The organism is Bartonella taylorii 8TBB (genome assembly GCF_902825155.1).
Classification (GTDB): Bacteria; Pseudomonadota; Alphaproteobacteria; order Rhizobiales; family Rhizobiaceae; genus Bartonella; species Bartonella taylorii_A.
Genome location: NZ_CADEAG010000004.1, coordinates 143,568 through 168,669, shown reverse-complemented (window position 1 = coordinate 168,669; position 25,102 = coordinate 143,568). Strand labels below are relative to the sequence as shown.

Below are 25,102 nucleotides of genomic sequence, written 5' to 3'. Positions count from 1 at the left end.
CGATGGATGTTTCTTTGATTGTTCCAATTGCCATGGAAGAGAAACTTCGTTTTGCTATTCGTGAGGGCGGTCGTACTGTTGGTGCAGGAATCGTTTCTAAGATCATTGAATAAATAATGGTTGTTGAGAGCGTCTTTAGTTGTTAAAGGCGCTTTACATGACAGGGAAATAAAAGAGCATGAACAGTCAGAATATCCGTATTCGCTTGAAAGCGTTTGATCACAGAATTCTTGATGCATCGACACGTGAGATTGTGTCGACTGCCAAGCGTACTGGTGCAAATGTCCGTGGTCCTATTCCGCTTCCAACGCGAATTGAGAAGTTTACGGTCAATCGCGGGCCGCACATCGATAAGAAGAGCCGTGAGCAGTTTGAAATGCGTACACATAAGCGTCTTCTTGATATTGTTGATCCAACACCGCAAACAGTGGATGCGCTTATGAAGCTCGATCTTTCTGCTGGTGTGGATGTAGAGATTAAGCTCTGAGGTTTGAGGACAGAAGGAACAGACCCGATGCGTTCAGGTGTAATAGCACAGAAGCTGGGCATGACCCGTATTTATAATGAAGCTGGTGAGCATGTGCCGGTAACAGTACTTCGTTTGGAGAACTGTCAAGTTGTTGCTCAGCGTACAGTTGAAAAGAATGGTTATACTGCTGTTCAATTAGGTGTAGGCTTTGCTAAGGTTAAGAATACTTCGCGAGCTCTTCGTGGACATTTTGCTAAGGCTTCCGTTGAACCAAAAGCTAAGATAGCGGAATTTCGTGTGAGCCCCGATAATCTTCTTGATATAGGTACTGAAATTACAGTGGAACATTTTGTTCCTGGACAAAGAGTTGATGTCACAGGTACGAGTATCGGTAAAGGTTTTGCGGGTGTTATGAAACGGCATAACTTTGGTGGACATCGTGCTTCTCATGGCAATTCAATTACACACCGTGCTCATGGTTCGACAGGACAGTGTCAAGACCCAGGTAAAGTGTTTAAAGGTAAAAAAATGGCTGGTCATATGGGGCAAGTCCGTGTAACAACACAGAATATAGAGGTTGTTTCCACAGATGTTGAGCGTGGTTTAATTTTGGTGCGTGGTGCTGTTTCTGGTTCCAAAGGCTCTTGGATTTTAGTGCGGGATGCCGTAAAGAAACCTCTTCCTGATAATGTACCGAAACCTGCTGGTATTCGTTGTCTTGTAAAGGAGAAAACTGAAATGGTTTCTCCGGTAGTGATGGAAGCTTCTGAAGCTGAGGGAGCCGAGTAATGGATCTTGTAATTAAAACTCTTGATGGTAATGAGACTGGTAAGTTAAAGGTTTCTGAAGCTATCTTTGGTCTTGTTCCTCGTGAGGATATTTTACAACGTGTTATTCGTTGGCAACTTGCACGTCGTCAGCAAGGAACTCACCAGTCGCAGGGGCGCTCTGATGTATCTCGAACAGGGGCAAAGATGTTTAAACAAAAAGGAACTGGGCGTGCGCGGCACTCGTCTGCTCGTGCACCACAGTTTCGAGGCGGTGGTAAGGCGCATGGTCCGGTGGCCCGTAGTCATGCGCATGACCTTCCTAAGAAAATTCGCGCACTTGGATTGCGCCTTGCTTTATCAGCAAAATTAAAGGCAAAGGATTTAATTGTTGTTGACGCGCTGAGCGTTAAGGATGCTAAAACCAAAATGCTTGTTTCTTATTTTTCTAAGCTTGGCTTTGATAATGCTCTTTTAATTGGTGGTAAAGAGATTGATATTAATTTTTCTCGTGCAGCATCTAATATTCCTAATATTGACATTCTACCAATTCAAGGAATTAATGTTTATGATATTTTACGTCGCAGCAAACTTGTTTTGTCAAAAGAAGCTGTCGAGTTTCTTGAGGAGCGTTTTAAATGACAGATCTTCGCTATTATGATGTAATTGTTAGTCCGGTTATTACTGAAAAGTCGACTATGATTTCTGAGTATAATCAGGTTGCGTTTAATGTCGCGTCGAAAGCGACAAAGCCTGAAATTAAGGCTGCTGTTGAAGCGCTTTTTAGCGTTAAAGTTAAAGCAGTTAACACGATAATCCGTAAGGGTAAAGTGAAGCGTTTTAAAGGCATTGTTGGTCGGCAGAGTAATGTTAAGAAAGCGATCGTGACGTTGGCCAGTGGGCAGTCTATCGACGTTTCGGCAGGTCTTTAAAGAGGTTCGGAGATAAAGAATAATGGCACTTAAGCACTTTAATCCAACAACGCCTGGGCAACGTCAACTTATTATTGTAGATCGCTCTTGTCTTTATAAGGGTAAGTCTGTAAAGACTCTCACTGAGGGCTTGTCATCAAAAGGTGGCCGTAATAATCGTGGTCGTGTTACTGCTCGTTTTCAGGGTGGTGGTCATAAACGCAGCTATCGATTTGTTGACTTTAAGCGTCTTAAGCGTAATATTTCTGCAAAAGTTGAGCGTTTAGAATATGATCCAAATCGCACTGCTTTTATCGCGTTAATTCGTTATGAGGATGGGCAGTTGAGTTATATTCTTGCGCCACAGCGTCTTGGTGTGGGTGATGCTATTATAGCTGGTTCTAATGTTGATGTTAAGCCAGGTAACGCTATGCCGCTTGGTAATATGCCAGTGGGTACGATTATCCATAATGTTGAAATGAAACCTGGAAAAGGTGGTCAGATTGCACGTTCAGCTGGCACTTACGCACAGTTGGTTGGACGAGATCAAGGGATGGCTATTCTTCGTCTTAATTCTGGAGAGCAGCGTTTAGTATCTAGTAGCTGTTTTGCAACTGTTGGTGCTGTTTCAAATCCGGATCATGGAAATATTAATGATGGTAAGGCGGGGCGGTCACGTTGGCGTGGCAGGCGTCCACATGTTCGTGGTGTTGCTATGAATCCAGTTGATCATCCACATGGTGGTGGTGAAGGGCGTACATCAGGGGGGCGTCATCCGGTGTCTCCTTGGGGTAAACCTACGAAAGGTAAGCGTACGCGCTCCAATAAAGCCACTGATAAGTTTATTATGCGTACGCGTCATCAGCGCAAGAAATAAGAAAGGTAGTCTGAAGTGGTTCGTTCAGTTTGGAAAGGTCCGTTTGTTGACGGCTATCTTCTTGGAAAAGCAGAGAAGGTACGTGCAAGTGGACGTAATGAAGTTATTAAAATATGGAGTCGTCGCTCTACTATTTTACCACAATTTGTTGGTTTAACTTTTGGTGTTTACAACGGTAATAAGCATATTCCTGTTTCTGTTTCTGAAGAGATGGTTGGACATAAGTTTGGTGAGTTTGCTCCCACTCGGACTTATTATGGGCATGGTGCAGACAAGAAAGCGAAGAGGAAGTAGTAATGGGAAAAGCTAAGGTTCCGCGCCAGCTTAAGGACAATGAGGCAAAAGCTGTTACACGGACAATTCGTGTTAGTCCGCAAAAACTTAATTTGGTTGCTGCGATGATTCGTGGTAAAAGAGTGAATGTGGCGTTAGCTGATTTGACGTTTTCACGTAAACGTATTTCTGGGACTGTGAAAAAAACTCTTGAATCAGCAATTGCAAATGCAGAGAATAACCACGATCTTGATATTGATTCGCTCGTTGTTGCAGAAGCTTATGTTGGTAAGTCAATAGTAATGAAGCGTTTTCATGTTCGCGGTCGTGGGCGTGCTAGTCGGATTGAACGTCCGTTTTCGCATCTTACTATTGTTGTTCGTGAAGTTACCGAAAAAGTGGAGGCCGCATAATGGGTCAGAAGATCAATCCAATAGGACTTCGTCTTGGAGTTAACCGGACTTGGGATTCTCGTTGGTATGCTGATAGTGGTGAATATGGGCGTCTTCTTCATGAGGATTTAAGAATTCGTTTGTATGTGCTTGAGGAGTTGAAACAAGCAGCTGTTTCTAAGGTTGTTATTGAGCGTCCCCATAAAAAATGTCGTGTAACAATTCATTCGGCACGTCCTGGATTGATTATTGGTAAAAAAGGTGCTGATATCGAAAAGCTTCGTCGTAAGCTTTCGGAGATGACAAATGCTGAGACTTCATTGAATATTGTGGAGATTCGTAAACCGGAAATTGATGCTACGATTATAGCGCAATCGATTGCTCAGCAGTTGGAACGTCGTGTTGCTTTTCGGCGTGCGATGAAGCGTGCTGTTCAGTCAGCTATGCGTCTTGGAGCAGAAGGAATTCGTATCAATTGTTCTGGTCGTCTTGGTGGAGCTGAAATTGCTCGTATGGAGTGGTATCGTGAAGGTCGTGTTCCGCTTCATACCTTGCGTTCTGATGTTGATTACGGTACAGCAGAGGCTAAGACTGCTTATGGTATTTGTGGTGTTAAGGTTTGGGTCTTTAAGGGTGAAATTCTTGAGCATGATCCGATGGCTTCGGAGCGTCGTGCTACGGAAGTTGATAATTCTGGTTCCTCGTCGAATCGTCGCCGCGAAAATGCTTAGTTTTTTTGATTGAACTAAAGTTTGGAGTAGAGAACAATGTTGCAGCCAAAGCGCACAAAGTTCCGTAAACAATTCAAGGGTCGTATTCACGGCGTCTCGAAGGGTGGTACGGATTTGAATTTCGGTGCTTACGGTTTGAAGGCTGTTGAGCCAGAACGGATTACCGCCCGCCAAATTGAAGCGGCCCGTCGTGCGATTACACGTTATATGAAGCGTTCTGGTCGCGTGTGGATTCGTATTTTTCCGGATCTTCCGGTTACATCTAAGCCAACTGAAGTTCGTATGGGTAAGGGTAAGGGAAGTGTGGATTATTGGGCAACTCGTGTTGCGCCTGGACGTATCATGTTTGAGCTTGATGGGGTTCCTGAAGATGTAGCGCGTGAAGCACTGAGATTGGGTGCTGCCAAGTTGCCTATAAAGACACGTTTCATCCAGCGTATTGCTGAATAAAGAGGTTAAGCGATGAGAGCCACAAATTTACGGGCGCAAACGCTCGACCAAATGAAAGATGAGTTGGTGAAGTTAAAGAAAGAGCAGTTTAATTTGCGCTTTCAAAAAGCAACGGGGCAATTGGAAAAGACTGCACGTGTTAGGCAAGTTCGTCGTGACATTGCGCGTGTTAAAACTTTTCTTCGCCAGAAGATAAACGAAAGTAAGGCTTAAGGAAATAAGTGATGCCTAAACGCATTTTGCAGGGTGTTGTTGTTAGTGACAGGAACGATAAGACTGTGGTTGTTAAAGTGGAGCGTCGTTATTCTCATCCACTTCTCAAAAAGACTGTTCGACAGTCTAAAAAGTATAAAGCGCATGACGAGAGTAACCAGTTCAAGATTGGGGATCAGGTTTCTATTCAGGAATCTAGACCAATTTCGAAAGATAAGCGTTGGACTGCTTTTAAAGGCAGTGTAGCGTAGCTAATTAAGTTTGTTGTTTTAAGATTTAACAGTGGTTTTTTTTCCGTTGGTAGATTTAAGGGCAATGTTTTTTTCGTTATTTGGCAGGCAAATCTGGGTATGTAAAGACATAACCGGATGTAAGTATTAAGAGAAGGTAGCCAGTCATGATTCAGATGCAAACAAACCTCGACGTTGCCGATAATTCCGGTGCTCGCCGTGTCATGTGCATCAAAGTGTTAGGCGGTTCAAAGCGAAAATATGCTTCGGTCGGTGACATTATTGTTGTTTCGGTCAAGGATGCTATTCCTCGTGGCCGTGTTAAAAAGGGTGATGTGATGAAAGCTGTAGTGGTTCGTACTGCTAAGGATATTCGTCGCGCAGATGGTAGTGTTATTCGTTTTGATGGCAATGCTGCTGTTTTAGTGGATAATAAGAAAGAGCCGATCGGTACGCGTATCTTCGGACCAGTTCCCCGCGAGCTTCGCGGTAGGAATCATATGAAGATCATTTCGCTCGCTCCTGAAGTGTTGTAAGGGGTGGGTGGTATGCAAAAAATTCGCAAAGGTGATAGAGTTGTTGTTTTATCCGGTAAGGATAAAGGATGTAGTGGTGAAGTAATTAAGGTGAATCCGAAGGAGAACAAGGCTTTTGTTCGTGGGGTTAATATGATTAAACGTCATCAGCGCCAAACGCAAAAACAAGAAGCTGGAATTGTTTCTAAAGAAGCTCCGATTCATCTATCTAATTTGGCGATTGCTGATCCTAAAGATGGTAAGCCTACGCGTGTGGGTTTTCGTGTGAATGCAGATGGTGATAAGGTTCGTTTTGCCAAGCGTTCGGGAGAGTTGATTAATGGCTGAGGAAAAACAAACGCCACGCATGAAGATGCATTATTTTGAAGTGGTTCGTAAAACTCTTCAAGAGAAGTTTAATTATAAGAATGCAATGCAAATTCCGCGGGTTGATAAAATTGTGATTAATATGGGGGTTGGTGAAGCAACCGCCGATTCTAAAAAACCATCTATTGCTGCTGAGGATTTGGGGTTAATAACAGGTCAGAAAGCGGTTGTGACCCGTGCGCGTAATTCCATCGCAACCTTTAAGGTTCGTGAAGGAATGCCACTTGGGGCTAAAGTTACGTTGCGTAAAGATCGTATGTTTGAGTTTTTGGATCGTCTTGTTACGATCGCGCTTCCGCGGGTTCGCGATTTTCGTGGTTTGAATCCAAAAAGTTTTGATGGTCGTGGCAATTTTGCTATGGGTATTAAAGAGCACATTGTGTTTCCAGAAATTAACTATGACAAAGTTGATCAAATTTGGGGCATGGATATTATCGTTTGTACGACAGCGAAAACAGATGATGAGGCGCGTGAATTGTTGCGTGCTTTTAATTTTCCTTTTCGTTCGTAACGGCAAGTGTAGCGAGGTAGAATTATGGCAAAAGTAAGTGCCGTTGAAAAAAATAAGCGTCGTGAGGTGATGGTGAAGCGTTATGCTGCGCGTCGTGCACGCTTGAAAGCGATAGTTATGGATCAGAAGGTTTCTCTTGAGGAGCGTTTTAAAGCTTCTGTTCAATTGGCGGGGTTACCACGTAATTCTGCAAAAGTTCGGGTTCGTAATCGTTGTGAGGTTTCAGGGCGTCCTCGTGCTTATTATCGTAAATTAAAAATGTCGCGGATTGCGTTGCGTGAACTTGGTTCCGTAGGGCATATTCCAGGCATTGTTAAGTCTAGTTGGTGAGAGGAGATTACTCAATGTCTATGTCAGATCCTCTTGGTGATATGTTAACGCGTATTCGTAATGCGCTTGGTCGTAAAAAAGGAAAAGTGGTTACGCCTGCTTCTAAGCTTCGTGCTCGCGTTCTTGATGTTCTTCAGTCTGAAGGTTATATTCGCGGATATAATCAAGTTGATTGTGGTGATGGAAAATCTGAAATTGAGATCGAGTTGAAGTATTTTGAGGGGTTAGCTGCTATTCGTGAAATTTCACGTGTTTCAAAGCCAGGTCGTCGTGTATATGTTTCTGCTAAGTCACTTCCTCAAGTGGCAAATGGTCTTGGTATTTCTATTTTATCAACTCCTAAGGGGGTTATGGCAGATCATGAGGCACGTGAACAGAATGTTGGTGGAGAGCTCCTTTGTCGTGTTTTCTAAGTTATGTCAAGAAAACAGAAGAAAAGTAGGTTAGAACAATGTCTCGTATTGGAAAAAAGCCCATATCGATTCCTTCTGGGGTTACTGCTACGGTTGAAGGTCAGCTGGTTAAGGCAAAAGGTCCGAAAGGTGAATTGAGTTACGTTGTTAATGATGAAGTCTTAGTGAAATTTGAGGGAAATGTTATATCAGTTTCACCGCGAGATCAGTCAAAAGATGCACGCTCAAAATGGGGAATGTCACGCTCAATGATTGAAAATATCTTTTGTGGCGTGAAAGATGGTTTTGAAAAGAGATTGGAGATTAACGGAGTTGGTTACCGTGCTGCTTTGCAGGGCAAGGATGTTCAGCTATCGTTAGGTTTTTCACACGATGTGATTTATAAAGTGCCATCGGGTGTGACTGTAACAGTTCCTAAACCTACAGAAATTGTTATTTCTGGAATTGATAAGCAGCGAGTTGGGCAAGTTGCAGCGGAGATTCGCGAATATCGTAGGCCTGAGCCTTACAAAGGTAAGGGTGTCAAGCATGCAGATGAGCGTATCTTTCGTAAAGAAGGTAAAAAGAAATAAGGATTTTGTATTATGGTTTCATCTAAGAACATTATCCAGCGTCGTGCACGGCGTGTTCGTCGTAGAATTAAAATGGTTTCTAGTAATCGTCCGCGGTTTAGTGTTTATCGTTCAAATCAGAACATTTATGCTCAAATTATAGATGATTTGCGTGGGTGTACGCTTGTTTCAGCATCTACTCTTGAAGGCGATTTAAAGAAGTCTTTGAGAAATGGTGCTGATAAAGAGGCAGCTTTTGCTGTTGGTAAGTTGATTGCTGAACGTGCAAAGCAGGCTGGTGTTAATGAGGTAGTTTTTGATCGTGGAGCTTATGTTTATCATGGCAGAGTAAAGGCTTTGGCTGAAGCCGCTCGTGAAGGTGGTTTGAGCTTCTAAAGTGTTGTATTTAGAAATTTGAGTTAGCGGATTTTAGGGTGTTTCGTGTGGGGTCCTCTGGTTTGATGATGGGACTTTGTTAGCGTGCTTCCGGAAAAGAAAAAGGAATGAGGAATGGCACATAAAGAACGTGGTGAGCGAGATGAGCGTGATAGTGAATTTGTCGATAGACTTGTTCATATCAATCGTGTTGCTAAAGTTGTGAAAGGTGGGCGGCGTTTTGGTTTTGCTGCTCTTGTTGTTGTTGGAGATCAAAAAGGGCGTGTAGGTTTTGGTCATGGTAAGGCGCGTGAGGTGCCAGAAGCAGTTCGTAAAGCTACAGAAGCTGCAAAGCGTGCAATGATTTATGTTCCGCTGCGGTCTGGGCGTACATTACATCATGATCTTGAAGGTCGTCACGGCGCTGGTCGTGTTTTACTGCGTTCTGCTTCTGCTGGTACCGGTATTATTGCTGGTGGGCCGATGCGTGCTATTTTTGAAACTCTTGGTATGCAGGATGTTGTTGCAAAATCATTAGGATCGTCGAATCCTTATAACATGGTGCGTGCAACATTTGATGCTTTAATGCATCAAATGCATCCTAGAGATATTGCAGCTCAACGTGGTATTAAATATTCAACTTTGCAGGCGCGTCGTAGAAATTTAGTTGATGCAGAAGGCTAGTTTCTGAGATTATCAGAAAGGGAATTAGGAAATGGTTCAGAAAAAATCTCAGAATGGCAAAACTGTGACGGTAGAACAAATTGGTAGCCCGATTCGGAATTCGCAGATTCAGCGTGCAACCTTGAAGGGGCTCGGGTTAAATAAAATACGTCGGCGGCGTGTTTTAGAGGATACGCTTTGTGTGCGAGGTATGATTGCTAAGGTTCGGCATCTTGTTCGCGTTATAGATAAAGATTAACTGTTGCAGGAGTATAGGATATGAAACTCAATGAGTTGCGCGATTGCGTAGGTGCAACAAGAGATCGTAAACGTGTTGGGCGTGGTATTGGTTCTGGCACCGGTAAAACTGGTGGGCGTGGTGTAAAGGGGCAAAGTTCACGTTCTGGTGTTTCGCTTAATGGTTTTGAAGGTGGGCAAATGCCTATCTATCGCCGTTTACCAAAACGTGGATTTAAGAATTTTTTTGCTAAGACTTATAACGAAGTTTCGCTGAGACGTATTCAGTCGGCGGTTGATACAGGCAAGTTGAATATTGAGAAACCTGTTGATATTATGGCGTTGAAAGAGGCTGGTATTATTCGTCGTGTGAGGGATGGTATACGCCTTCTTGCTGATGGTGAGGTGAAAGCAAAGATTATAATTCATGTTTCTGGTGCTTCTGAGGCTGCTCGTATTAAGATTGAAAAAGCTGGTGGTCAGGTTGTTTTTCCTGAGGCTGTTCGGTGAGCTTATTTTGGCATGAATGATGTCCTAAGCAGCTTTTATGCTTTGTTTGGGGATATTTTTTATGGATAATTATTTAAATTTTGCATTTATTTATGTATGATGACAGGAATTTCTGGAGTTATGCTTTTGTGATTTAAAGAACTAGAGTGGAGATTGGAGAGGGTTTATGGCATCAGCGGCAGAGCAGTTTGCTTCCAATATAAACTTTGGGGCTTTTTCACGTGCAACCGAATTGAAAAAGCGTATTTGGTTTACCTTAGCTGCGCTTCTTGTTTATCGCTTTGGTACTTATATCTCTCTTCCCGGTATTAATATTGATTCTTTACGCCAAACATTTGAACACCATGCTTCTGGTGTTTTGGGGTTGTTTAATATGTTTGCTGGAGGTGCTGTTGGGCGCATGGCAATTTTTGCACTGGGAATTATGCCTTATATATCGGCCTCAATTATTGTACAATTGCTAACCTCAGTTATCCCTTCGTTAGAAATCCTTAAAAAAGAAGGTGAAGTAGGTCGTAAGGTTATTAATCAGTATACTCGCTACGTAACAGTAGTTTTGGCAATTCTGCAAGCGTTTGGTATCGCGGTTGCACTTGAAACGGGTATAGGAACAGGGCTTCAAATTGTTTTGGAGCCGGGGTTTATGTTCCGTGTTTCCTCTGTTATTACGCTTGTCGGTGGAACGATGTTTTTGATGTGGCTTGGCGAGCAAATTACGTCACGTGGTGTTGGTAATGGGGTTTCTCTTATTATTTTTACAGGTATTGTGGCTAATCTCCCTTCCACTTTTGCTCAACTTTTAACTGCACATAGTCAAGCTGATTTATCAACTTTTTTGTTAATAGCGATCGTTCTTATTGCAGTTTCTGTTATAGGAATTATTGTTTTTGTAGAACGTGCGCAACGGCGAATTCTTATTCAGTATCCGAAACGTCAAGTTGGAAATCAGATGTTTCAAGGAGACATGTCACATCTTCCTTTAAAATTAAATACTGCCGGTGTTATTCCACCAATTTTTGCTTCATCTTTGTTGTTATTGCCTGCAACTATTAATAATTTTTCTGACAAAATGCCGCAATGGGTTCAGGCTATTTCTTATTCTCTTGGTCACGGACAACCGCTTTATATGATTGTCTATGCCATTTTAATGGCGTTTTTTTGCTTTTTTTATACAGCTATTGTGTTTAATCCAAGTGATACGGCGGATCAGTTGAAAAAGCATTCTGGTTTTGTTCCAGGTATTCGTCCCGGTGAGCGTACAGCGGAGTATATTGATTATGTTTTGACACGCATTACTGTTGTGGGAGCGATTTATATTATTTTGGTTTGTTTGCTACCTGAGTTTATGATATCTGCACTACAGGTTCCTTTTTATCTTGGGGGGACGTCTTTGTTGATCGTTGTTACTGTTACGCTTGACACAGTTGCTCAAATTCAAGGACATCTTGTTGCGCACCAATATGAAGGATTGATTAAAAAGTCAAAACTTCGTGGAGGTAGAAGGAATCGATGAGAATTGTTCTTTTGGGTCCTCCTGGAGCTGGAAAAGGTACACAAGCTAAAATATTAACTGAGGAGTATCATATCCCTCAGTTGTCAACTGGTGATGTGTTACGTGAAGTTATTACCAGAGAAACGGAAGTTGGCAAAAAAGCTAAAGCTGTTATGAGTTCTGGTGCTTTAGTTCCTGATAGTATTGTTAATCAAATTGTATCAGAGCGAATTGACGAAAGTGATTGTATAAACGGTTTTGTCTTGGATGGCTATCCGCGGACTTTAGGACAGGCAGAAGCATTGCAGCAGATTTTGCAGTCAAAAAATATGCGGCTTGATGCTGTTATTGAATTGAGTGTTGATGAAGATGCATTGATTGAAAGAATGAAGAAACGCGTTGAGGAAACTATAGCTGCTGGTGGGCAAGTTCGTTCAGATGATAATCCTGTTGCATTTGCGAAGCGATTAGTAGAATATCGTGAAAAAACAGCTCCTTTATCAAAATTTTATTCAGAGAGAGGATTATTAAAGGTGGTTGATGGAATGATTGATGTTACTAAGGTATCACGTATAATTAGAAATTTTCTGCAATAAGTATTTTTTTAGAAATAAATGAAAAGTGTTGACTTTTTTTGTGAAATCTATCAAAAGTAATCTCAATTTCTTTCGGAAGTATTGAGATTCGGAGCATATTTATGCCGAGTCGTTTTTTTTATTTAAGGTACATCAAATATTTTATGGTTAACTGTCAACACAATCAAGGAGAATAGGTGTGGCTCGTATTGCTGGCGTCAATATCCCGGCAAATAAGCGTGTAATTATTGCGCTTCAATATATCCACGGGATTGGACCAAAATTTGCTCAGGAAATTACTAAAAAGGTTGGCATTTCCATAGGCCGTCGTGTGCATGAGCTTTCTGATGCAGAGGTATTGCAAATCCGTGAAGCGATAGATCAGGGTTATCAAGTTGAGGGAGATCTTCGCCGCGAGGTTGCTATGAATGTTAAGCGTTTGATGGATCTCGGTTGTTATCGTGGTTTACGTCATCGCCGTTCTTTGCCTGTTCGTGGACAACGTACACATACAAATGCGCGTACGCGTAAGGGACCAGCTAAGGCAATTGCTGGGAAGAAAAAATAAAATTCTTTTTTTTTAAAAGAGTTTTGTTTTTCATATTCTGTTTCTTGTTTAAAGTTTTTTAACAAGAAAAAAGAAGGTAGAGTTGCTGGTGCTACGGCAGTGAAGAGATCGTTGAAAGGAAGACTATGGCCAAGGAAGGCACACGGGTTCGTCGTCGCGAACGCAAAAATATTTCATCAGGTGTTGTGCATATCAATTCAACATTTAACAATACAATGATTACCATTACTGATGCTCAGGGGAATACCATTGCTTGGTCGTCTGCTGGTGCTCAGGGGTTTAAAGGTTCACGCAAATCTACGCCTTTTGCGGCTCAGGTTGCTGCAGAAGATTGTGCTAAGAAAGCGCAGGAACATGGTATGCGTTCGTTGGAAGTTGAGGTTTGTGGTCCTGGATCAGGTCGTGAGTCCGCTTTGCGTGCATTACAATCTGTTGGTTTTGTCATTACGTCCATTCGCGATGTAACACCAATTCCTCATAATGGATGTCGTCCGAGAAAAAGACGGCGTGTTTAATTAGGTATTGTTTTTTTGTTGTCAGAGTCTTCTCTGATGTTCACATTGGTCGTTACGATTGAATGGTAGCGGAACTAAAGAACGGGAATAAAAATATGATCCAGAAAAACTGGCAGGAACTGATTAAACCCAATAAGGTTGAGTTTTGTGCGCATGATAATCCGAATATTTTGAGTGTGATTGCAGAGCCTCTTGAGCGTGGTTTTGGTTTAACGTTGGGGAATGCACTTCGTCGTGTGTTATTGTCATCGCTTCGTGGTGCTGCAATTACTGCTGTGCAGATTGATGGTGTGTTACACGAGTTTTCATCAATTCCAGGCGTTCGTGAAGATGTTACAGATATTATTCTTAATATCAAAGAAATTGCACTGCGTATGGAAGAAGAGGGTCCTAAACGTGTTGTTATTTCTAAAGAGGGCCCTGGTGTTGTGAGAGCTGGAGATATCAGTACTGTTGGAGATATGGAAATTCTGAATCCAGAACATGTGATTTGTACTCTTGATGAAGATGCTGAGATTCGTATGGAATTTATTGTCAATACAGGGAAGGGATATGTTCCATCTGATCGCAATTGTGTTGATGATACGCGAATTGGTCTTATTCCAGTTGATAGTCTTTATTCACCAGTTCGTAAGGTCTCTTATAAAGTAGAGAATACACGCGAAGGTCAAGTGTTGGATTATGATAAATTAACACTCACGATTGAGACAAATGGTGCTGTTAATGGAGAGGATGCTGTTGCTTTTGCGGCACGTATTCTTCAAGATCAATTATCGTTGTTTGTTAATTTCGAGGAACCGCAGAAGGAAGTTGTTGAGGATTCTGATTCGGAACTTGCTTTTAATCCTGCGTTGCTCAAAAAGGTGGATGAGTTAGAACTTTCAGTTCGTTCGGCAAATTGTCTTAAAAATGATAATATTGTCTATATTGGTGATCTTATCCAAAAGACAGAAGCTGAAATGCTTCGGACACCGAATTTTGGACGGAAGTCCTTAAATGAGATTAAAGAAGTTTTGGCTTGTATGGGACTGCATCTTGGTATGGAAATTTCTGCATGGCCGCCTGAAAACATTGATGATCTTGCCAAGCGTTATGAAGATCAGTATTAAAATTTAGAATTTGAGGAGAAGGCTCATGCGCCATAGTAATTCAGGTCGCAAATTGAACCGAACTGCTAGTCATCGTAAAGCTATGTTTGCAAATATGGCGGTTTCGCTGATAGAGCATGAACAAATTGTGACAACGCTTCCAAAGGCCAAGGAAATTCGTCCTATTGTTGAAAAGTTAGTGACGCTTGGTAAGCGTGGGGGTTTACATGCGCGTCGGCAAGCAGTTTCTGTGCTTCGTGATGCGGAAAAAGTTGCAAAATTATTTGATACACTTGCACCGCGTTATGCATCGCGCAACGGTGGATATTTGCGTATTATGAAAGCGGGGTTTCGTACAGGTGATAATGCTCCCATGGCTGTTATAGAATTTGTTGATCGAGATATCGATGCGAAGGGTGCTGTGGATCGTGCACGTACAGAGAATGTTGTAAATGAAAAAGAATCTTCTTCATAAATTATTTTCTTTTCGTTGTGTTTGAGAAGGTCGCCTTTTATGGCGGTTTTTTGTTAGCATTACAGAGTAATGCTTTATTCAAGTAATATAAGATATAATATAAAAAAATACAATAAAGTCAATATTTTGAGTGTAATTATTTTATATGAAACCACTTAAGAATCGACACTTTTATGCATGATTCATTTGACCGTTTTTTATAAACAATTGCCATCTATAAACAGACCATAAAAAGCAAGACATGATGCAAATATTATAACGCATGTAAACGTTATTATTGGCACCGGCACTGTTCATACCATAAGTGGAGGCAACACCACACTGGCGGGAGCAGTGGTTTCTGGAGAGCGTGTAGAAATGGAAGTAGGGGGTGCTTTCACCATTACCAGCCGCAGTGATACGGAACAAACTTCCAGCAAGCAAAACTCTGTTTCTGTTGGCTTTGGTGCTGGACAAACGGGTGGTGGAGGCTCTGTGAGCGCTTCTTTCCAAAAGGACAAATCCTCTAGCGATTATCACAGTGTTGTGGAACAATCAGGCATCAAAGCGGGTGATGGCGGCTTTAAGATCAACGTTAAAGATAAGACAACACTGACCGGAGGTATCATTGCCAGCACTGCGCCGGCAGACAAAAACAGCCTGACCACAGGAAGCATTACTACCAGTGATATTATCAACAGTGCCCATGCGCAAGCCAGTAGCCATGGTTTTAGCCTTTCTGGGAACGACACGATTAAAAACATTGCCAAAAATGTTTTAAATCACGGGAAGGCACATGATGGAGCGGAAGGATATACCAAATCTGCCATCAGTGATGGCACCATCATTCTGACAGGTGGATCTAACCAGAGGGCGATGGGACAAGATGCTGGAGAAATCATCGGCTCTCTCAACCGCAACACCGCAGCAGCCCACCAAGCCGTTGCACCGGTGGACGCCACTTCGCTTGAGGGGGTAGTGCATAATCGCTTAGATATGATCAATAAATTATCGGATGAAGGATTTGATTATTGGGACAAAGTGCGTGAGGTCGCAAATGTTAAAGAGCACCCTGAGGGTGAGGTTGAGCACGATAAAAATGGCAAAGTACTCTATTTAACTGATGAAAATGGTGAACCTATAAAAGATAGCCATGGAAAATATATTATTCTGTATCACTATTTAACGCCTGAAGAAGAAAAGCATTTACAAGCAGGCTCGGATGGTAACAGGCGTATGTTCTACAATGGCATTTTTACTTCACCAGATGAAGCAGCCCGTTATGCGTTCCAGTTGGTTGATAATAAGTCTGAGCCATTTTATTTTACAGCTTTTCCAAAAGCTGATTCATGGGAAGTAGAGCTCGGGGTAGCTTTTTATCAGAAGTTTCTAGAAGGCAATTCTTGGGGGCTGAGTAATTCGACAAAGAAGTTTCAGGATTTTATGTATCTCTATGGCAATACAGGGGCGATTGTTAATGCGCATAGCCGTGGTAGTCTGACAGTGGGCAATGGAATGCGTGACTTTGAAAAGCATGGCATCCACGGTATAGGGTACAAAACAGATATCCGTTTTTTTGGACCGGCTGATAACGGTGTATCGGTAGCGAATGCAATATATTTCGTAAGCGATGGCAAGAAAGATCATATTTACTTACAAAACCATCTACTTGACCCCATTGGTACAGGAATTGGTCACAATCCACCTACTTTTTATAAGGTACCCTTGAAGTTCCCCTATGTATTATATCCACCAGCAATTCCAATGGTAGAGCAAGGGAAAGCGCTATTGGGCTATGATCCTAGTCCCCATAATTGTTATGGAGATGCGGGTGATGCATGTACAAGGCGCTATGGAACACCTCATACTGCAACAATTACTTCAATTTATGCAATTTTAGATAATTTAGGTTTAGGTTATTTATGGAGAACAAAATGAACACATTGTTTAAATTATTGAGTGGGATAGTTTTATTAAGTATAGCTGGATGTGACATTGAAAACATTGACAGCACTCCTACAGAGTACGTGAATATGTGGGAGAAGCCAGGAGCAAATTCTACTGAGGTAGGAAAAGCCTTACTAGAATGTGGTATGCCGAGCCTTATTAATCTTGATTCAGCAAACAACAATCGCAGCTTAAATCAAATGGCAACAATTGATGCTTGTATGGTTCAAGCAGGATTCCACTATAAAGATAAATGGGGAGGAAGTTGATGTCAAAACTATAAAGCTGAAAACCTCCCCATTTGTCAGCCTGGTGCTGTCATCCCACAACGAAGTGTCGAAAAGCGTTTAAACAGCCCGTTTTGTAAAAGAAGTCCAGTACAACCTGAATGCAAACCTTAATCCTTGCTGCTGGTGATGGAAACAATCCCCTTTTTGCTTTCGCTTGGAATAGCGGGATTGTTTCCTCAATCCACTATCTCAACATTGTTCACCACTGTTTTAAACAGTGGTGACAGAAAATATCACCAGGCTTACGAGCCTTCTTATCGTAAATAAATCCATTGAAAGAGGGGAAAATGAAAAAAATCTTAAAACTATTGAGCTGCATGGCTCTGTTAAGTATCGCTGGATGTGTTAACTCAATTCCCTCACTTTCTCCAGCATTATGGAGAAATAAAATACTTTTAGAATGTGGAGTACCGGACCTTAATAAGGTTGTGGCGCTAGATTTGAATCAATTTGCCAGTATTGAAATGTGTATGGCGCAATCAGGCTTTCGCCCTAGCTTTACAATACAAGAATGGTGTGAGAACCATAAATCGGACAATCTTCCCATATGTCGTCCTGGTGCTGTTATGCCTCAAAGAAGTGTTGAGAAACGCTTAAATAGCTCTTATTGTAAAAGGTATAAAAACGCACCTGAATGCTAGCCTTAACGACGCAGAATCGTATGCAAAGTGCTTCGGTGAATGTTGGGTATAGTTATGGTACCGGTGGCACAGGGTGGATGGGGAATGCTTCTTTTGGCAAAGGCAAGGGTTCCAGTGAGCAGGTTCAACAAAAGAACAGCCATATTATTGGCATCGGCACTGTTCATAGCACAAGTGGGGGAAATACCACCATCCCACTTGTTATGTGCAAATGAGTGGTTTTGATTGATTCAAGATAAGCAGGTTTGAAATGAGAGAATCTTACGTTATTTGGGGTTCTCATTGAATATGAATAACGCTAAATTATCATTATAAATCAATATATTGAACAAGTGATAAAAGTAAAAATGGGATTATAAAATATTGAATTATTTGTTTTTTATAATATTTGTTGTTCAGGTAGGTTGTTTTTATTCTCAATTATAAATATTAATGAGGATCCTTAATTTATGAGAGATGAGAGGTGGCTGTCCTCTTAAAGAGTAGATTAGTTTATAAGGAGCGAATAATGAGGAATTCTCTTTTTGTTTGGCTTTTTTTTGTGATTATAGCGCAAATATCATTTCCCTGTGCATATGCGCAAATTCCGCAAACACAGTCAGAAATTACTCTTTCATTTGCTCCTTTAGTTAAAAAGACTATTCCGTCTGTTGTGAATATTTATGCAGCTCGGCAAATTAGAGCACGTTCGCCTTTTGAAGGTGATCCATTTTTTGAGCAGTTTTTTGGTCGTTTTCAAAACAATCTGCCTGTACGTAAGCAATCTTCATTAGGGTCTGGGGTGATTGTTGATGCGCGTGGTCTGATCGTTACGAATTATCATGTCATTAAGGATGCAAATGAAATTAAAGTTGCTCTTTCTGATGGACGAGAATTTGAGAGTAAGGTTATGCTCAAAGATGAAGCAACGGATATTGCTGTGCTTAAAATTGATGCAAAAGGTGCGCAGTTTCCCGTTCTTCCTTTAGGAGATTCCGATGCAGTTGAAGTTGGTGATCTTGTTTTAGCAATTGGTAATCCTTTTGGTGTTGGTCAAACAGTTACAAGTGGTATTGTGTCAGCGCAAGCACGTACACGTGTTGGTATTTCTGATTTTGACTTTTTTATTCAAACAGATGCTGCCATTAATCCAGGGAATTCTGGTGGGGCTTTGATTGATATGAAAGGGCAATTAATCGGGATTAATACAGCTATTTATTCGCGTTCTGGTGGCTCTGTAGGGATTGGTTTTGCTATTCCGGCGAATCTTGTAAAGGTGATGCTTGATACCGTTAAACGTGGAGGGAAGTATTTTGTACCACCTTATATTGGTGCATCTTTTCAAAATGTTACACCTGATATTGCAGGTGGTTTAGGTTTAGAACGTCCCTATGGCGCTCTTATTATTGAAATTAGCAAAGATAGTCCTGCTGAAAAAGCTGGTTTGAAAGTAGGTGATGTTATTTTGAGTATGCAAGGGGTACGAATTGATAGTCCAGATAGCCTTGGATACCGTTTGATGACAGCTGGCATGGGGCAGAAACTTCCTTTAGAATATTTACGAAATGGCAAAACTTTCAAAACAGAAATAACCGTTTTATCGGTACCGGAATCTGAGTTCTTAAAATCTGAAAAAATTATTGATGCAGGTCCTCTTTCTGGTGCTGAAGTATTAGATTTAACACCGCAAAATAGTCGACGTTTTCATCTTTCTGTATCTGCAAAAGGTGTTGTGATTACTAATCTTGACGAACTGAGCAATGCTGCTGGAATTTTTCGTCCAGGAGATATTTTGCGTGTTGTTAATGGCCATAAGATTCAAACAGTCAGTCAGTTGAAAAAGATTCTTATGCAAAGTCGTCCGCGTATTTGGCAATTGGAATATGAACGTGATGGTATGTATATTCGCCAATTTATTCGCTGAGGTTTTTTTTGAACAAAGATTTTTTTACTTCGTCGCTTGATTTCCAAGTTAATAAAAATCGGCCGCTTGCAGAAAGGATGCGTCCTCGCTCTCTTCAGGATGTAATGGGTCAAGATCACTTAGTTGGGGAAGAGGGGGTGCTTTCACGCATGATAGCAGCTGGTTCATTTGGTTCTATGATTTTCTGGGGACCACCAGGGACAGGAAAAACAACAGTTGGACGTTTGTTAGCTCTTGAAACAAATTTCTCTTTTGAGCAAGTTTCTGCTATTTTTACTGGAGTTTCTGAACTTAAAAAGATTTTTGAAATTGCTCGGACTCGTTTTATGTCTGGGGGGCGAACGGTTTTGTTTGTCGATGAAATTCATAGATTTAATCGTGCTCAGCAAGATAGTTTTCTTCCCGTCATGGAAGAAGGTCCGGTCATTCTTATAGGTGCAACAACAGAAAATCCTTCATTTGAACTTAATGCTGCTCTTCTTTCACGTGCACGTGTTTTGACGTTTCTTCCCCATGACAATGAAAGTTTGAACAAGCTTTTGAAACGCGCAGAAGAAGTGGAAGGAAAGCTTCTTCCCTTGGATGACGATGCTAGAGATGTTTTGATCGGGATGTCTGATGGTGATGCGCGGGCAGCGTTAACATTGGCAGAGGAAGTTTGGTGTGCTGCACGACAAGGAGAGATATTTGACGCTGTTGCTTTGCAAAAAATCATTCAACGTCGTGCTCCAATTTATGATAAAGGACAAGAGGGTCACTATAATCTCATTTCAGCGTTGCATAAGTCAGTTCGTGGATCTGATCCTGATGCTGCTCTTTATTATTTGGCGCGTATGTTTGATGCGGGAGAAGATCCTCTCTATATTGGGCGAAGATTGGTTCGTATGGCTGTTGAAGATATTGGTTTGGCAGATCCTCAAGCTCTTGTTATTTGTAATGCGGCAAAAGATGCTTATGATTATTTAGGATCACCTGAGGGAGAATTAGCTTTAGCACAAGCGTGTCTTTATGTTGCAACTGCGCCAAAATCAAATGCAACATATCTTGCGTATAAGGCTGCACTGCGTTGTGCACGAAAAAATGGTTCTTTACCTCCTCCTAGGCACATTTTGAATGCACCTACAAAATTTATGAAGGAAGAAGGGTATGGACATGGTTATCGTTATGACCATGATGAACCAGATGCTTTTTCGGGACAAGAATACTTTCCTGAGAAACTTGGGCGCCAGAGCTATTATCAACCACGAGAACGTGGTTTTGAACGTGAAATCGCGAAACGTCTTGAGTGGTGGAAAAAATTGCGTAAAAAGCGAACCAGTTAAAAATGCAATTTTAATTAAGATATGATTTTTACAGATCTTAAACTTATTTTACATCAGTTATGTGATTATAATTTCATTAACAGACTATGGCATGTCTTAAATGCTTATTTCTTCATAGTAAGAATTTATATACCCTTAAAAATCAAATTTAAGAGATATTTGTCTAGCTATAATTCATGCGCTGCTTTGTACTTGTGATTTCAGTTGTGTGCGATGTATTGTGGTTTTGATTGATGAGAATTTTTTTGGCTATCAATAGGGGGGATTAGATTAAGAGATATGATTTCTTCAGTGTTTGCAAAAAAGTATCAGAAATGCTGTATATAAAGTACCATGTTGAAATTTAAATTGTTTCTTTTCTAGAGGAGAGATATAAATATGCCAAGTTTCTTTTCTTACTATGGGGATTCTTTGTCATAAGATAAGGAATACCAATTCTTTTTTTATGGTAATAATCTGTTGTTGACACAATGTGAGGTTAAAAATGGAAATAGTCTGTGAAAATTTAAATTCAAGACTTTAGTTAAGCTAAAATAACAGTGTACACTGGACGTTTGGTTGTTATGAATCGGTCAAGGATATAATCGTGGATAAAACAAAAGCTCTCGATGCTGCTCTCTCACAAATTGAACGTTCTTTTGGTAAAGGCTCAATTATGCGTCTTGGGCAAAAGGAGCAGGTTGTTGAAATTGAAACAATTCCAACGGGCTCATTATCCTTGGATATTGCTTTGGGTGTTGGTGGATTACCAAAGGGGCGTATTGTTGAGATTTATGGACCAGAAAGTTCTGGGAAAACAACATTGGCTCTTCATGCTATTGCTGAGGCACAAAAAATTGGTGGGATTTGTGCTTTTATTGATGCGGAGCATGCTCTTGATCCTATTTATGCGCGTAAGCTTGGTGTTGATTTAGAAAATTTGTTCATTTCTCAACCTGATACTGGTGAACAAGCACTGGAAATTACAGAAACGTTAGTTCGTTCTGGTGCTGTTGATGTACTTGTTGTTGATTCTGTAGCGGCTTTGACGCCACGGGCAGAAATTGATGGTGAAATGGGGGATGCTTTACCTGGGCTGCAGGCTCGGTTAATGAGTAAAGCGTTGCGAAAACTAACAGCAGCAATTTTTCGCTCTAACTGTATGGTTATCTTTATTAATCAAATTCGCATGAAAATTGGTGTCATGTTTGGTTCTCCCGAAACGACAACAGGCGGAAACGCTTTAAAGTTTTATGCTTCTGTTCGTTTAGATATTCGTCGTATTGGATCTATTAAAGATCGGGATATGATCGTTGGTAATCAGACACGTGTTAAAGTTGTCAAAAATAAATTGGCTCCTCCGTTTAAGCAAGTTGAATTTGATATTATTTATGGTGAAGGCATTTCCAAAGTAGGTGAGTTAATTGATTTGGGTGTCAAAGTTGGTGTTGTGGAAAAATCTGGTGCATGGTTTTCTTATAATTCTCAGCGTTTAGGGCAGGGACGGGAAAATGCGAAGCAGTTTTTACGCGATCACGTAGAAATAGCTACAGAAATCGAGACAGCTTTGCGACAAAATGCTGGTCTGATTGCGATTGAATTGTTAGAAAATGTAGGGGCAGAAAGTATAGAAAACGATGAAGAAATTTGATGGAGTGCTTGTCTGAATGTGTGGCCATCATTTATTTTTTTATTTGTTAGAGTTTTAAAATATTAAGATCGCTTATTTCTAAATTTCTTTGAACAAAAATCCACCCTTTGATTAAATTAACTCTACGTGTAGAAAAGAGGATATTTAATGAGGGGAATTTTGTTTTTATGGTTTTGCGCTGTACTCTACAGGTTACGATATGAATAGTGTTAATAGTATACGGTCAACTTTCCTAGATTATTTTCATCTTAATGGGCATAAAGTTCTTTCTTCTAGCCCTCTCGTTCCGCGTAATGATCCTACACTCATGTTTACAAATGCAGGAATGGTGCAGTTTAAAAATGTTTTTACTGGACTTGAACAGCGTCCTTATAAGCAGGCAGCAACGGCGCAAAAATGTGTCCGTGCCGGTGGAAAGCATAATGACCTTGATAATGTTGGCTATACAGCACGCCATCATACATTTTTTGAAATGTTAGGTAATTTTTCTTTTGGTGATTATTTTAAAGAAGAAGCCATTTTTTTATCATGGAATCTTTTAACAAAAGAATTTTGTCTTCCAAAAGAGAAGTTGTTGGTGACAGTTTATTATAGTGATGATGTAGCTGCTGAATTATGGCGTAAAATTTCAGGTCTTCCTGATGAAAAAATTGTTCGTATTGCAACGTCTGATAATTTTTGGGCGATGGGAGATACAGGTCCTTGTGGTCCTTGTTCAGAGATTTTTTATGATCATGGCGATGGAATTTTTGGAGGACCACCTGGAAGTGCAGATGAAGATGGCGATCGCTTTATTGAAATTTGGAATCTTGTTTTTATGCAGTATGAGCAGATAAGCAAAGAAGAGCGTGTTGAGTTGCCTCATCCTTCTATTGATACAGGCATGGGATTAGAGCGCATTGCTGCTGTTTTACAGGGTGTTCATGATAATTATGACATTGATCTTTTTCGTGCATTAATTGCTGTATCCCAAGAGATAACAGGGGTTGAGGCGACGGGTGAGTTTGTTGCGAGCCATCGCGTGATTGCTGATCATCTTCGCTCATGTGCGTTTTTGATTGCTGATGGTGTTCTTCCTTCCAATGAAGGAAGGGGATATGTTTTACGCCGTATTATGCGTCGTGCTATGCGTCATGCGCACCTCCTTGGTGCTAAAGAACCTTTAATGTGGCGGCTTTTGCCTGCTTTAATTCACGAAATGGGACAAGCGTATCCTGAGTTGGTGCGTGCTGAATCTTTGATTTCAGAAACTTTGAAGTTAGAAGAAACGCGTTTTCGTAAAACACTTGAACGGGGACTCGGTTTGTTGAATGAAGCAAGTACCACTCTTAAAGAAGGAGAATCTTTGAGTGGTGAAGTTGCTTTCAAGCTTTATGATACCTATGGTTTTCCGCTTGATTTGACGCAAGATGTTCTGCGTCGTCGCGGAATATTTGTTGACGTTGACGCTTTTGATAAGGTGATGGAACGTCAGAAAGAGGAAGCGCGTGCCAATTGGACTGGTTCCGGAGAAGCCGTTACGGAAAAGATCTGGTTTTCTCTTCGTGAGAAAGTGGGGGCCACAGAATTTTTAGGTTATGAGACTGACACAGCTAAAGGTATTCTTACAGCTTTTGTTTATGATGGTACAATTGTTGATCATATTTCTTCAGGGCAGAAAGCCGTTCTTGTTGTAAATCAGACACCTTTTTATGGTGAATCTGGTGGACAGATTGGTGATAGCGGTATCATTTCTCATGAAAATTTTATTTTTGAGGTGCATGATACCCAGAAAAAAGGTGATGGTGTTTTTATCCATATTGGTGAAGTGAAATCTGGTCGGGCAAAGACGTTTGATTGTGTAGAATTAGCCGTTGATGTTGTTCGTCGTAAGAAAATTCGTGTGAATCATTCTGCTACCCATTTATTACACGAAGCTTTACGCCAAATATTGGGAGCTCATGTTACACAGAAGGGATCTCTTGTATTGCCAGATCGGTTACGATTTGATTTTTCTCATCCAAAACCTGTTTCTTTAGAAGAACTGAAAAAAATAGAAGATTTAGCAAACGATATTGTTTTGCAAAATAGTGAGGTAACAACTCGCCTTATGCTCGTGGATGATGCAATTTCTGAAGGGGCTATGGCGTTATTTGGTGAAAAATATGGTGACGAAGTTCGTGTTGTTTCTATGGGGAACCAATGTGAACAGGAAGAATTAAAGAAGAATTGGTCAATTGAGCTTTGTGGTGGCACACATGTGAAGAGAACAGGAGATATCGGTTTTATTCATATTGTTTCTGAAAGTTCTGTAGCAGCTGGAGTTCGTCGTATCGAAGCTTTAACAGGTACAGCGGCACGCCTATACCTGAACCGCCAAGAGGAGCATATCCGTGAAATTGCTGATCTTTTAAAGACTTCTTCTGCTGATGTAGAAGAACGTGTTCGGATTTTGCTTGATGATCGTCGTAGACTTGAAAAAGAGTTGAATGATGCGCGCAAGAAAATTGCTTTGAATGGTGGGGACATGAAGAGTGGTCAAGAAGATATTACTATCATCAATGGCATTTCTTTTATGGGGCGTGTTGTTGAAAATATTTTACCACGAGATCTTAAAGCATTAGTGGATTCTGGAAAGAAGCAAATTGGATCTGGTGTTGTTGCTTTCATAGGTATTTCAGAGGATAGTAAGGGGAGTGCTGTTGTTGGTGTTACGGATGATTTGACTGATAAGTTAAATGCTGTTGATTTGGTGCGCATTGTTTCAGGTATCCTTGGGGGCAAAGGTGGTGGTGGCCGTCCTGATATAGCGCAGGCTGGTGGGCCTGATGGGAATAAGGCTGCTGAGGCATTGGCGGCACTAAAAGCTTTTCTTGAAAGATAATTTCTGATT

The 25,102-nt window shown here is 41.1% G+C and carries 34 protein-coding genes and 2 pseudogenes; all 36 read left to right on the top strand.

Features of this window, described 5'->3' with window-relative positions; genetic code table 11:
* The coding region (locus J7R13_RS04885; RefSeq protein WP_017196482.1) for an EF-Tu C-terminal domain-related protein at window positions 1-113 on the top strand (113 nt) is incomplete at its 5' end.
* A gap of 65 nt (window positions 114-178) precedes the next feature.
* The gene (gene rpsJ, locus J7R13_RS04880; RefSeq protein ID WP_004855744.1) at window positions 179-487 is read left to right on the top strand and encodes a 30S ribosomal protein S10; all 309 of its coding nucleotides are present in this window, start codon (window positions 179-181) and stop codon (window positions 485-487) included.
* A 27-nt stretch (window positions 488-514) separates the two neighbouring features.
* Window positions 515-1,258, top strand: coding sequence for a 50S ribosomal protein L3 (gene rplC / locus J7R13_RS04875; protein ID WP_208437715.1), 744 nt, complete (start codon window positions 515-517; stop codon window positions 1,256-1,258).
* Window positions 1,258-1,878, top strand: a complete 621-nt coding sequence (rplD, locus tag J7R13_RS04870; RefSeq protein WP_208437714.1) for a 50S ribosomal protein L4 — start codon at window positions 1,258-1,260, stop codon at window positions 1,876-1,878. The genes rplC and rplD overlap by 1 nt, the downstream gene beginning before the upstream one ends.
* Entirely contained in the window at window positions 1,875-2,168 is a 294-nt protein-coding gene (locus tag J7R13_RS04865; RefSeq protein ID WP_208437713.1) for a 50S ribosomal protein L23, read from the top strand. Before rplD ends, J7R13_RS04865 begins: the two co-directional genes overlap by 4 nt.
* Window positions 2,169-2,190: 22 nt before the next feature.
* Window positions 2,191-3,024 carry a 50S ribosomal protein L2 gene (rplB, locus tag J7R13_RS04860; RefSeq protein WP_208437712.1) on the top strand — a complete coding sequence of 278 codons (834 nt, stop codon included), beginning with the start codon at window positions 2,191-2,193 and terminating at the stop codon, window positions 3,022-3,024.
* A gap of 15 nt (window positions 3,025-3,039) precedes the next feature.
* Window positions 3,040-3,318: a 30S ribosomal protein S19 gene (rpsS, locus tag J7R13_RS04855; protein ID WP_004855734.1), complete on the top strand. Its 279-nt coding sequence runs from the start codon at window positions 3,040-3,042 to the stop codon at window positions 3,316-3,318.
* Between the two features lie 2 nt (window positions 3,319-3,320).
* Window positions 3,321-3,710 (top strand): 50S ribosomal protein L22, encoded by a 390-nt coding sequence (rplV, locus tag J7R13_RS04850; RefSeq protein WP_208437711.1) that lies wholly within the window; start codon window positions 3,321-3,323, stop codon window positions 3,708-3,710.
* Window positions 3,710-4,420: a 30S ribosomal protein S3 gene (gene rpsC, locus J7R13_RS04845; RefSeq protein WP_208437710.1), complete on the top strand. Its 711-nt coding sequence runs from the start codon at window positions 3,710-3,712 to the stop codon at window positions 4,418-4,420. The genes rplV and rpsC overlap by 1 nt, the downstream gene beginning before the upstream one ends.
* Before the next feature lie 36 nt (window positions 4,421-4,456).
* Complete coding sequence (gene rplP, locus J7R13_RS04840) at window positions 4,457-4,870, top strand: 50S ribosomal protein L16 (protein ID WP_004859191.1); 414 nt, start codon at window positions 4,457-4,459, stop codon at window positions 4,868-4,870.
* 12 nt (window positions 4,871-4,882) lie between these two features.
* Window positions 4,883-5,083 (top strand): 50S ribosomal protein L29, encoded by a 201-nt coding sequence (rpmC, locus tag J7R13_RS04835; protein ID WP_208437709.1) that lies wholly within the window; start codon window positions 4,883-4,885, stop codon window positions 5,081-5,083.
* A gap of 11 nt (window positions 5,084-5,094) precedes the next feature.
* Window positions 5,095-5,334 (top strand): 30S ribosomal protein S17, encoded by a 240-nt coding sequence (gene rpsQ / locus J7R13_RS04830; protein ID WP_208437708.1) that lies wholly within the window; start codon window positions 5,095-5,097, stop codon window positions 5,332-5,334.
* Window positions 5,335-5,480: 146 nt separating this feature from the next.
* On the top strand, window positions 5,481-5,849 hold the full coding sequence (rplN, locus tag J7R13_RS04825; RefSeq protein WP_004859184.1) for a 50S ribosomal protein L14: 369 nt from the start codon (window positions 5,481-5,483) through the stop codon (window positions 5,847-5,849).
* Between the two features lie 12 nt (window positions 5,850-5,861).
* The gene (rplX, locus tag J7R13_RS04820) at window positions 5,862-6,176 is read left to right on the top strand and encodes a 50S ribosomal protein L24 (protein ID WP_208437707.1); all 315 of its coding nucleotides are present in this window, start codon (window positions 5,862-5,864) and stop codon (window positions 6,174-6,176) included.
* A complete protein-coding gene (gene rplE / locus J7R13_RS04815; protein WP_208437706.1) occupies window positions 6,169-6,726 on the top strand; it encodes a 50S ribosomal protein L5 in 558 nt (185 codons plus the stop codon). Before rplX ends, rplE begins: the two co-directional genes overlap by 8 nt.
* 24 nt (window positions 6,727-6,750) lie before the next feature.
* Window positions 6,751-7,056 carry a 30S ribosomal protein S14 gene (gene rpsN / locus J7R13_RS04810; protein WP_004859177.1) on the top strand — a complete coding sequence of 102 codons (306 nt, stop codon included), beginning with the start codon at window positions 6,751-6,753 and terminating at the stop codon, window positions 7,054-7,056.
* A gap of 14 nt (window positions 7,057-7,070) precedes the next feature.
* Window positions 7,071-7,469 carry a 30S ribosomal protein S8 gene (gene rpsH, locus J7R13_RS04805; RefSeq protein ID WP_007552557.1) on the top strand — a complete coding sequence of 133 codons (399 nt, stop codon included), beginning with the start codon at window positions 7,071-7,073 and terminating at the stop codon, window positions 7,467-7,469.
* 38 nt (window positions 7,470-7,507) lie between these two features.
* Window positions 7,508-8,041: a 50S ribosomal protein L6 gene (gene rplF, locus J7R13_RS04800; RefSeq protein WP_208437705.1), complete on the top strand. Its 534-nt coding sequence runs from the start codon at window positions 7,508-7,510 to the stop codon at window positions 8,039-8,041.
* Between the two features lie 12 nt (window positions 8,042-8,053).
* On the top strand, window positions 8,054-8,416 hold the full coding sequence (gene rplR, locus J7R13_RS04795; protein WP_208437704.1) for a 50S ribosomal protein L18: 363 nt from the start codon (window positions 8,054-8,056) through the stop codon (window positions 8,414-8,416).
* 114 nt (window positions 8,417-8,530) lie between these two features.
* On the top strand, window positions 8,531-9,079 hold the full coding sequence (rpsE, locus tag J7R13_RS04790) for a 30S ribosomal protein S5 (protein WP_208437703.1): 549 nt from the start codon (window positions 8,531-8,533) through the stop codon (window positions 9,077-9,079).
* A 31-nt stretch (window positions 9,080-9,110) separates the two neighbouring features.
* A complete protein-coding gene (gene rpmD, locus J7R13_RS04785) occupies window positions 9,111-9,317 on the top strand; it encodes a 50S ribosomal protein L30 (protein ID WP_208432755.1) in 207 nt (68 codons plus the stop codon).
* Between the two features lie 20 nt (window positions 9,318-9,337).
* Window positions 9,338-9,805, top strand: coding sequence for a 50S ribosomal protein L15 (rplO, locus tag J7R13_RS04780; RefSeq protein ID WP_208437702.1), 468 nt, complete (start codon window positions 9,338-9,340; stop codon window positions 9,803-9,805).
* A gap of 166 nt (window positions 9,806-9,971) precedes the next feature.
* Window positions 9,972-11,318 carry a preprotein translocase subunit SecY gene (gene secY, locus J7R13_RS04775; RefSeq protein ID WP_208437701.1) on the top strand — a complete coding sequence of 449 codons (1,347 nt, stop codon included), beginning with the start codon at window positions 9,972-9,974 and terminating at the stop codon, window positions 11,316-11,318.
* Entirely contained in the window at window positions 11,315-11,893 is a 579-nt protein-coding gene (locus tag J7R13_RS04770; RefSeq protein ID WP_208437700.1) for an adenylate kinase, read from the top strand. The genes secY and J7R13_RS04770 overlap by 4 nt, the downstream gene beginning before the upstream one ends.
* A gap of 178 nt (window positions 11,894-12,071) precedes the next feature.
* A complete protein-coding gene (rpsM, locus tag J7R13_RS04765) occupies window positions 12,072-12,440 on the top strand; it encodes a 30S ribosomal protein S13 (RefSeq protein ID WP_208437699.1) in 369 nt (122 codons plus the stop codon).
* Between the two features lie 125 nt (window positions 12,441-12,565).
* Window positions 12,566-12,955 (top strand): 30S ribosomal protein S11, encoded by a 390-nt coding sequence (rpsK, locus tag J7R13_RS04760; protein ID WP_208437698.1) that lies wholly within the window; start codon window positions 12,566-12,568, stop codon window positions 12,953-12,955.
* A gap of 95 nt (window positions 12,956-13,050) precedes the next feature.
* A complete protein-coding gene (locus tag J7R13_RS04755) occupies window positions 13,051-14,064 on the top strand; it encodes a DNA-directed RNA polymerase subunit alpha (RefSeq protein WP_208437697.1) in 1,014 nt (337 codons plus the stop codon).
* Between the two features lie 25 nt (window positions 14,065-14,089).
* Window positions 14,090-14,518 (top strand): 50S ribosomal protein L17, encoded by a 429-nt coding sequence (gene rplQ, locus J7R13_RS04750; RefSeq protein WP_208437696.1) that lies wholly within the window; start codon window positions 14,090-14,092, stop codon window positions 14,516-14,518.
* A 252-nt stretch (window positions 14,519-14,770) separates the two neighbouring features.
* Window positions 14,771-16,435 (top strand): hemagglutinin repeat-containing protein, encoded by a 1,665-nt coding sequence (locus J7R13_RS04745; protein ID WP_425523225.1) that lies wholly within the window; start codon window positions 14,771-14,773, stop codon window positions 16,433-16,435.
* A pseudogene (locus J7R13_RS04740) lies at window positions 16,432-16,845 on the top strand (hypothetical protein). Before J7R13_RS04745 ends, J7R13_RS04740 begins: the two are co-directional and overlap by 4 nt.
* Before the next feature lie 176 nt (window positions 16,846-17,021).
* Window positions 17,022-17,375 (top strand): hypothetical protein, encoded by a 354-nt coding sequence (locus tag J7R13_RS04735; RefSeq protein ID WP_208437695.1) that lies wholly within the window; start codon window positions 17,022-17,024, stop codon window positions 17,373-17,375.
* 5 nt (window positions 17,376-17,380) lie between these two features.
* A pseudogene (locus tag J7R13_RS04730) lies at window positions 17,381-17,569 on the top strand (hemagglutinin repeat-containing protein); the annotation flags it as partial.
* A gap of 314 nt (window positions 17,570-17,883) precedes the next feature.
* A complete protein-coding gene (locus J7R13_RS04725) occupies window positions 17,884-19,278 on the top strand; it encodes a DegQ family serine endoprotease (RefSeq protein WP_208437693.1) in 1,395 nt (464 codons plus the stop codon).
* An 8-nt stretch (window positions 19,279-19,286) separates the two neighbouring features.
* Complete coding sequence (locus J7R13_RS04720; protein WP_208437692.1) at window positions 19,287-20,600, top strand: replication-associated recombination protein A; 1,314 nt, start codon at window positions 19,287-19,289, stop codon at window positions 20,598-20,600.
* Between the two features lie 586 nt (window positions 20,601-21,186).
* Window positions 21,187-22,230 (top strand): recombinase RecA, encoded by a 1,044-nt coding sequence (recA, locus tag J7R13_RS04715; protein WP_004859134.1) that lies wholly within the window; start codon window positions 21,187-21,189, stop codon window positions 22,228-22,230.
* A gap of 199 nt (window positions 22,231-22,429) precedes the next feature.
* Entirely contained in the window at window positions 22,430-25,093 is a 2,664-nt protein-coding gene (alaS, locus tag J7R13_RS04710) for an alanine--tRNA ligase (RefSeq protein ID WP_208437691.1), read from the top strand.
* Window positions 25,094-25,102 lie beyond the last annotated feature (9 nt).

What these genes read in the sequence shown, in the direction of transcription:
- rplC (WP_208437715.1), top strand. Translation starts at nt 515, where the DNA reads ATGCGTTCAGGTGTAATAGCACAGAAGCTGGGCATGACCCGTATTTAT.
- J7R13_RS04755 (WP_208437697.1), top strand. Translation starts at nt 13,051, where the DNA reads ATGATCCAGAAAAACTGGCAGGAACTGATTAAACCCAATAAGGTTGAG.
- alaS (WP_208437691.1), top strand. Translation starts at nt 22,430, where the DNA reads ATGAATAGTGTTAATAGTATACGGTCAACTTTCCTAGATTATTTTCAT.
- rpsK (WP_208437698.1), top strand. Translation starts at nt 12,566, where the DNA reads ATGGCCAAGGAAGGCACACGGGTTCGTCGTCGCGAACGCAAAAATATT.
- secY (WP_208437701.1), top strand. Translation starts at nt 9,972, where the DNA reads ATGGCATCAGCGGCAGAGCAGTTTGCTTCCAATATAAACTTTGGGGCT.
- rpsC (WP_208437710.1), top strand. Translation starts at nt 3,710, where the DNA reads ATGGGTCAGAAGATCAATCCAATAGGACTTCGTCTTGGAGTTAACCGG.
- rpsE (WP_208437703.1), top strand. Translation starts at nt 8,531, where the DNA reads ATGGCACATAAAGAACGTGGTGAGCGAGATGAGCGTGATAGTGAATTT.
- rpmC (WP_208437709.1), top strand. Translation starts at nt 4,883, where the DNA reads ATGAGAGCCACAAATTTACGGGCGCAAACGCTCGACCAAATGAAAGAT.
- rplE (WP_208437706.1), top strand. Translation starts at nt 6,169, where the DNA reads ATGGCTGAGGAAAAACAAACGCCACGCATGAAGATGCATTATTTTGAA.
- rplB (WP_208437712.1), top strand. Translation starts at nt 2,191, where the DNA reads ATGGCACTTAAGCACTTTAATCCAACAACGCCTGGGCAACGTCAACTT.
- rpsQ (WP_208437708.1), top strand. Translation starts at nt 5,095, where the DNA reads ATGCCTAAACGCATTTTGCAGGGTGTTGTTGTTAGTGACAGGAACGAT.
- rplD (WP_208437714.1), top strand. Translation starts at nt 1,258, where the DNA reads ATGGATCTTGTAATTAAAACTCTTGATGGTAATGAGACTGGTAAGTTA.
- rpmD (WP_208432755.1), top strand. Translation starts at nt 9,111, where the DNA reads ATGGTTCAGAAAAAATCTCAGAATGGCAAAACTGTGACGGTAGAACAA.
- rpsJ (WP_004855744.1), top strand. Translation starts at nt 179, where the DNA reads ATGAACAGTCAGAATATCCGTATTCGCTTGAAAGCGTTTGATCACAGA.
- rpsN (WP_004859177.1), top strand. Translation starts at nt 6,751, where the DNA reads ATGGCAAAAGTAAGTGCCGTTGAAAAAAATAAGCGTCGTGAGGTGATG.
- rplN (WP_004859184.1), top strand. Translation starts at nt 5,481, where the DNA reads ATGATTCAGATGCAAACAAACCTCGACGTTGCCGATAATTCCGGTGCT.
- rplR (WP_208437704.1), top strand. Translation starts at nt 8,054, where the DNA reads ATGGTTTCATCTAAGAACATTATCCAGCGTCGTGCACGGCGTGTTCGT.
- rplO (WP_208437702.1), top strand. Translation starts at nt 9,338, where the DNA reads ATGAAACTCAATGAGTTGCGCGATTGCGTAGGTGCAACAAGAGATCGT.
- J7R13_RS04770 (WP_208437700.1), top strand. Translation starts at nt 11,315, where the DNA reads ATGAGAATTGTTCTTTTGGGTCCTCCTGGAGCTGGAAAAGGTACACAA.
- rpsH (WP_007552557.1), top strand. Translation starts at nt 7,071, where the DNA reads ATGTCTATGTCAGATCCTCTTGGTGATATGTTAACGCGTATTCGTAAT.
- rplF (WP_208437705.1), top strand. Translation starts at nt 7,508, where the DNA reads ATGTCTCGTATTGGAAAAAAGCCCATATCGATTCCTTCTGGGGTTACT.
- rplP (WP_004859191.1), top strand. Translation starts at nt 4,457, where the DNA reads ATGTTGCAGCCAAAGCGCACAAAGTTCCGTAAACAATTCAAGGGTCGT.
- J7R13_RS04725 (WP_208437693.1), top strand. Translation starts at nt 17,884, where the DNA reads ATGAGGAATTCTCTTTTTGTTTGGCTTTTTTTTGTGATTATAGCGCAA.
- J7R13_RS04735 (WP_208437695.1), top strand. Translation starts at nt 17,022, where the DNA reads ATGAAAAAAATCTTAAAACTATTGAGCTGCATGGCTCTGTTAAGTATC.
- rplV (WP_208437711.1), top strand. Translation starts at nt 3,321, where the DNA reads ATGGGAAAAGCTAAGGTTCCGCGCCAGCTTAAGGACAATGAGGCAAAA.
- rplX (WP_208437707.1), top strand. Translation starts at nt 5,862, where the DNA reads ATGCAAAAAATTCGCAAAGGTGATAGAGTTGTTGTTTTATCCGGTAAG.
- rplQ (WP_208437696.1), top strand. Translation starts at nt 14,090, where the DNA reads ATGCGCCATAGTAATTCAGGTCGCAAATTGAACCGAACTGCTAGTCAT.
- J7R13_RS04865 (WP_208437713.1), top strand. Translation starts at nt 1,875, where the DNA reads ATGACAGATCTTCGCTATTATGATGTAATTGTTAGTCCGGTTATTACT.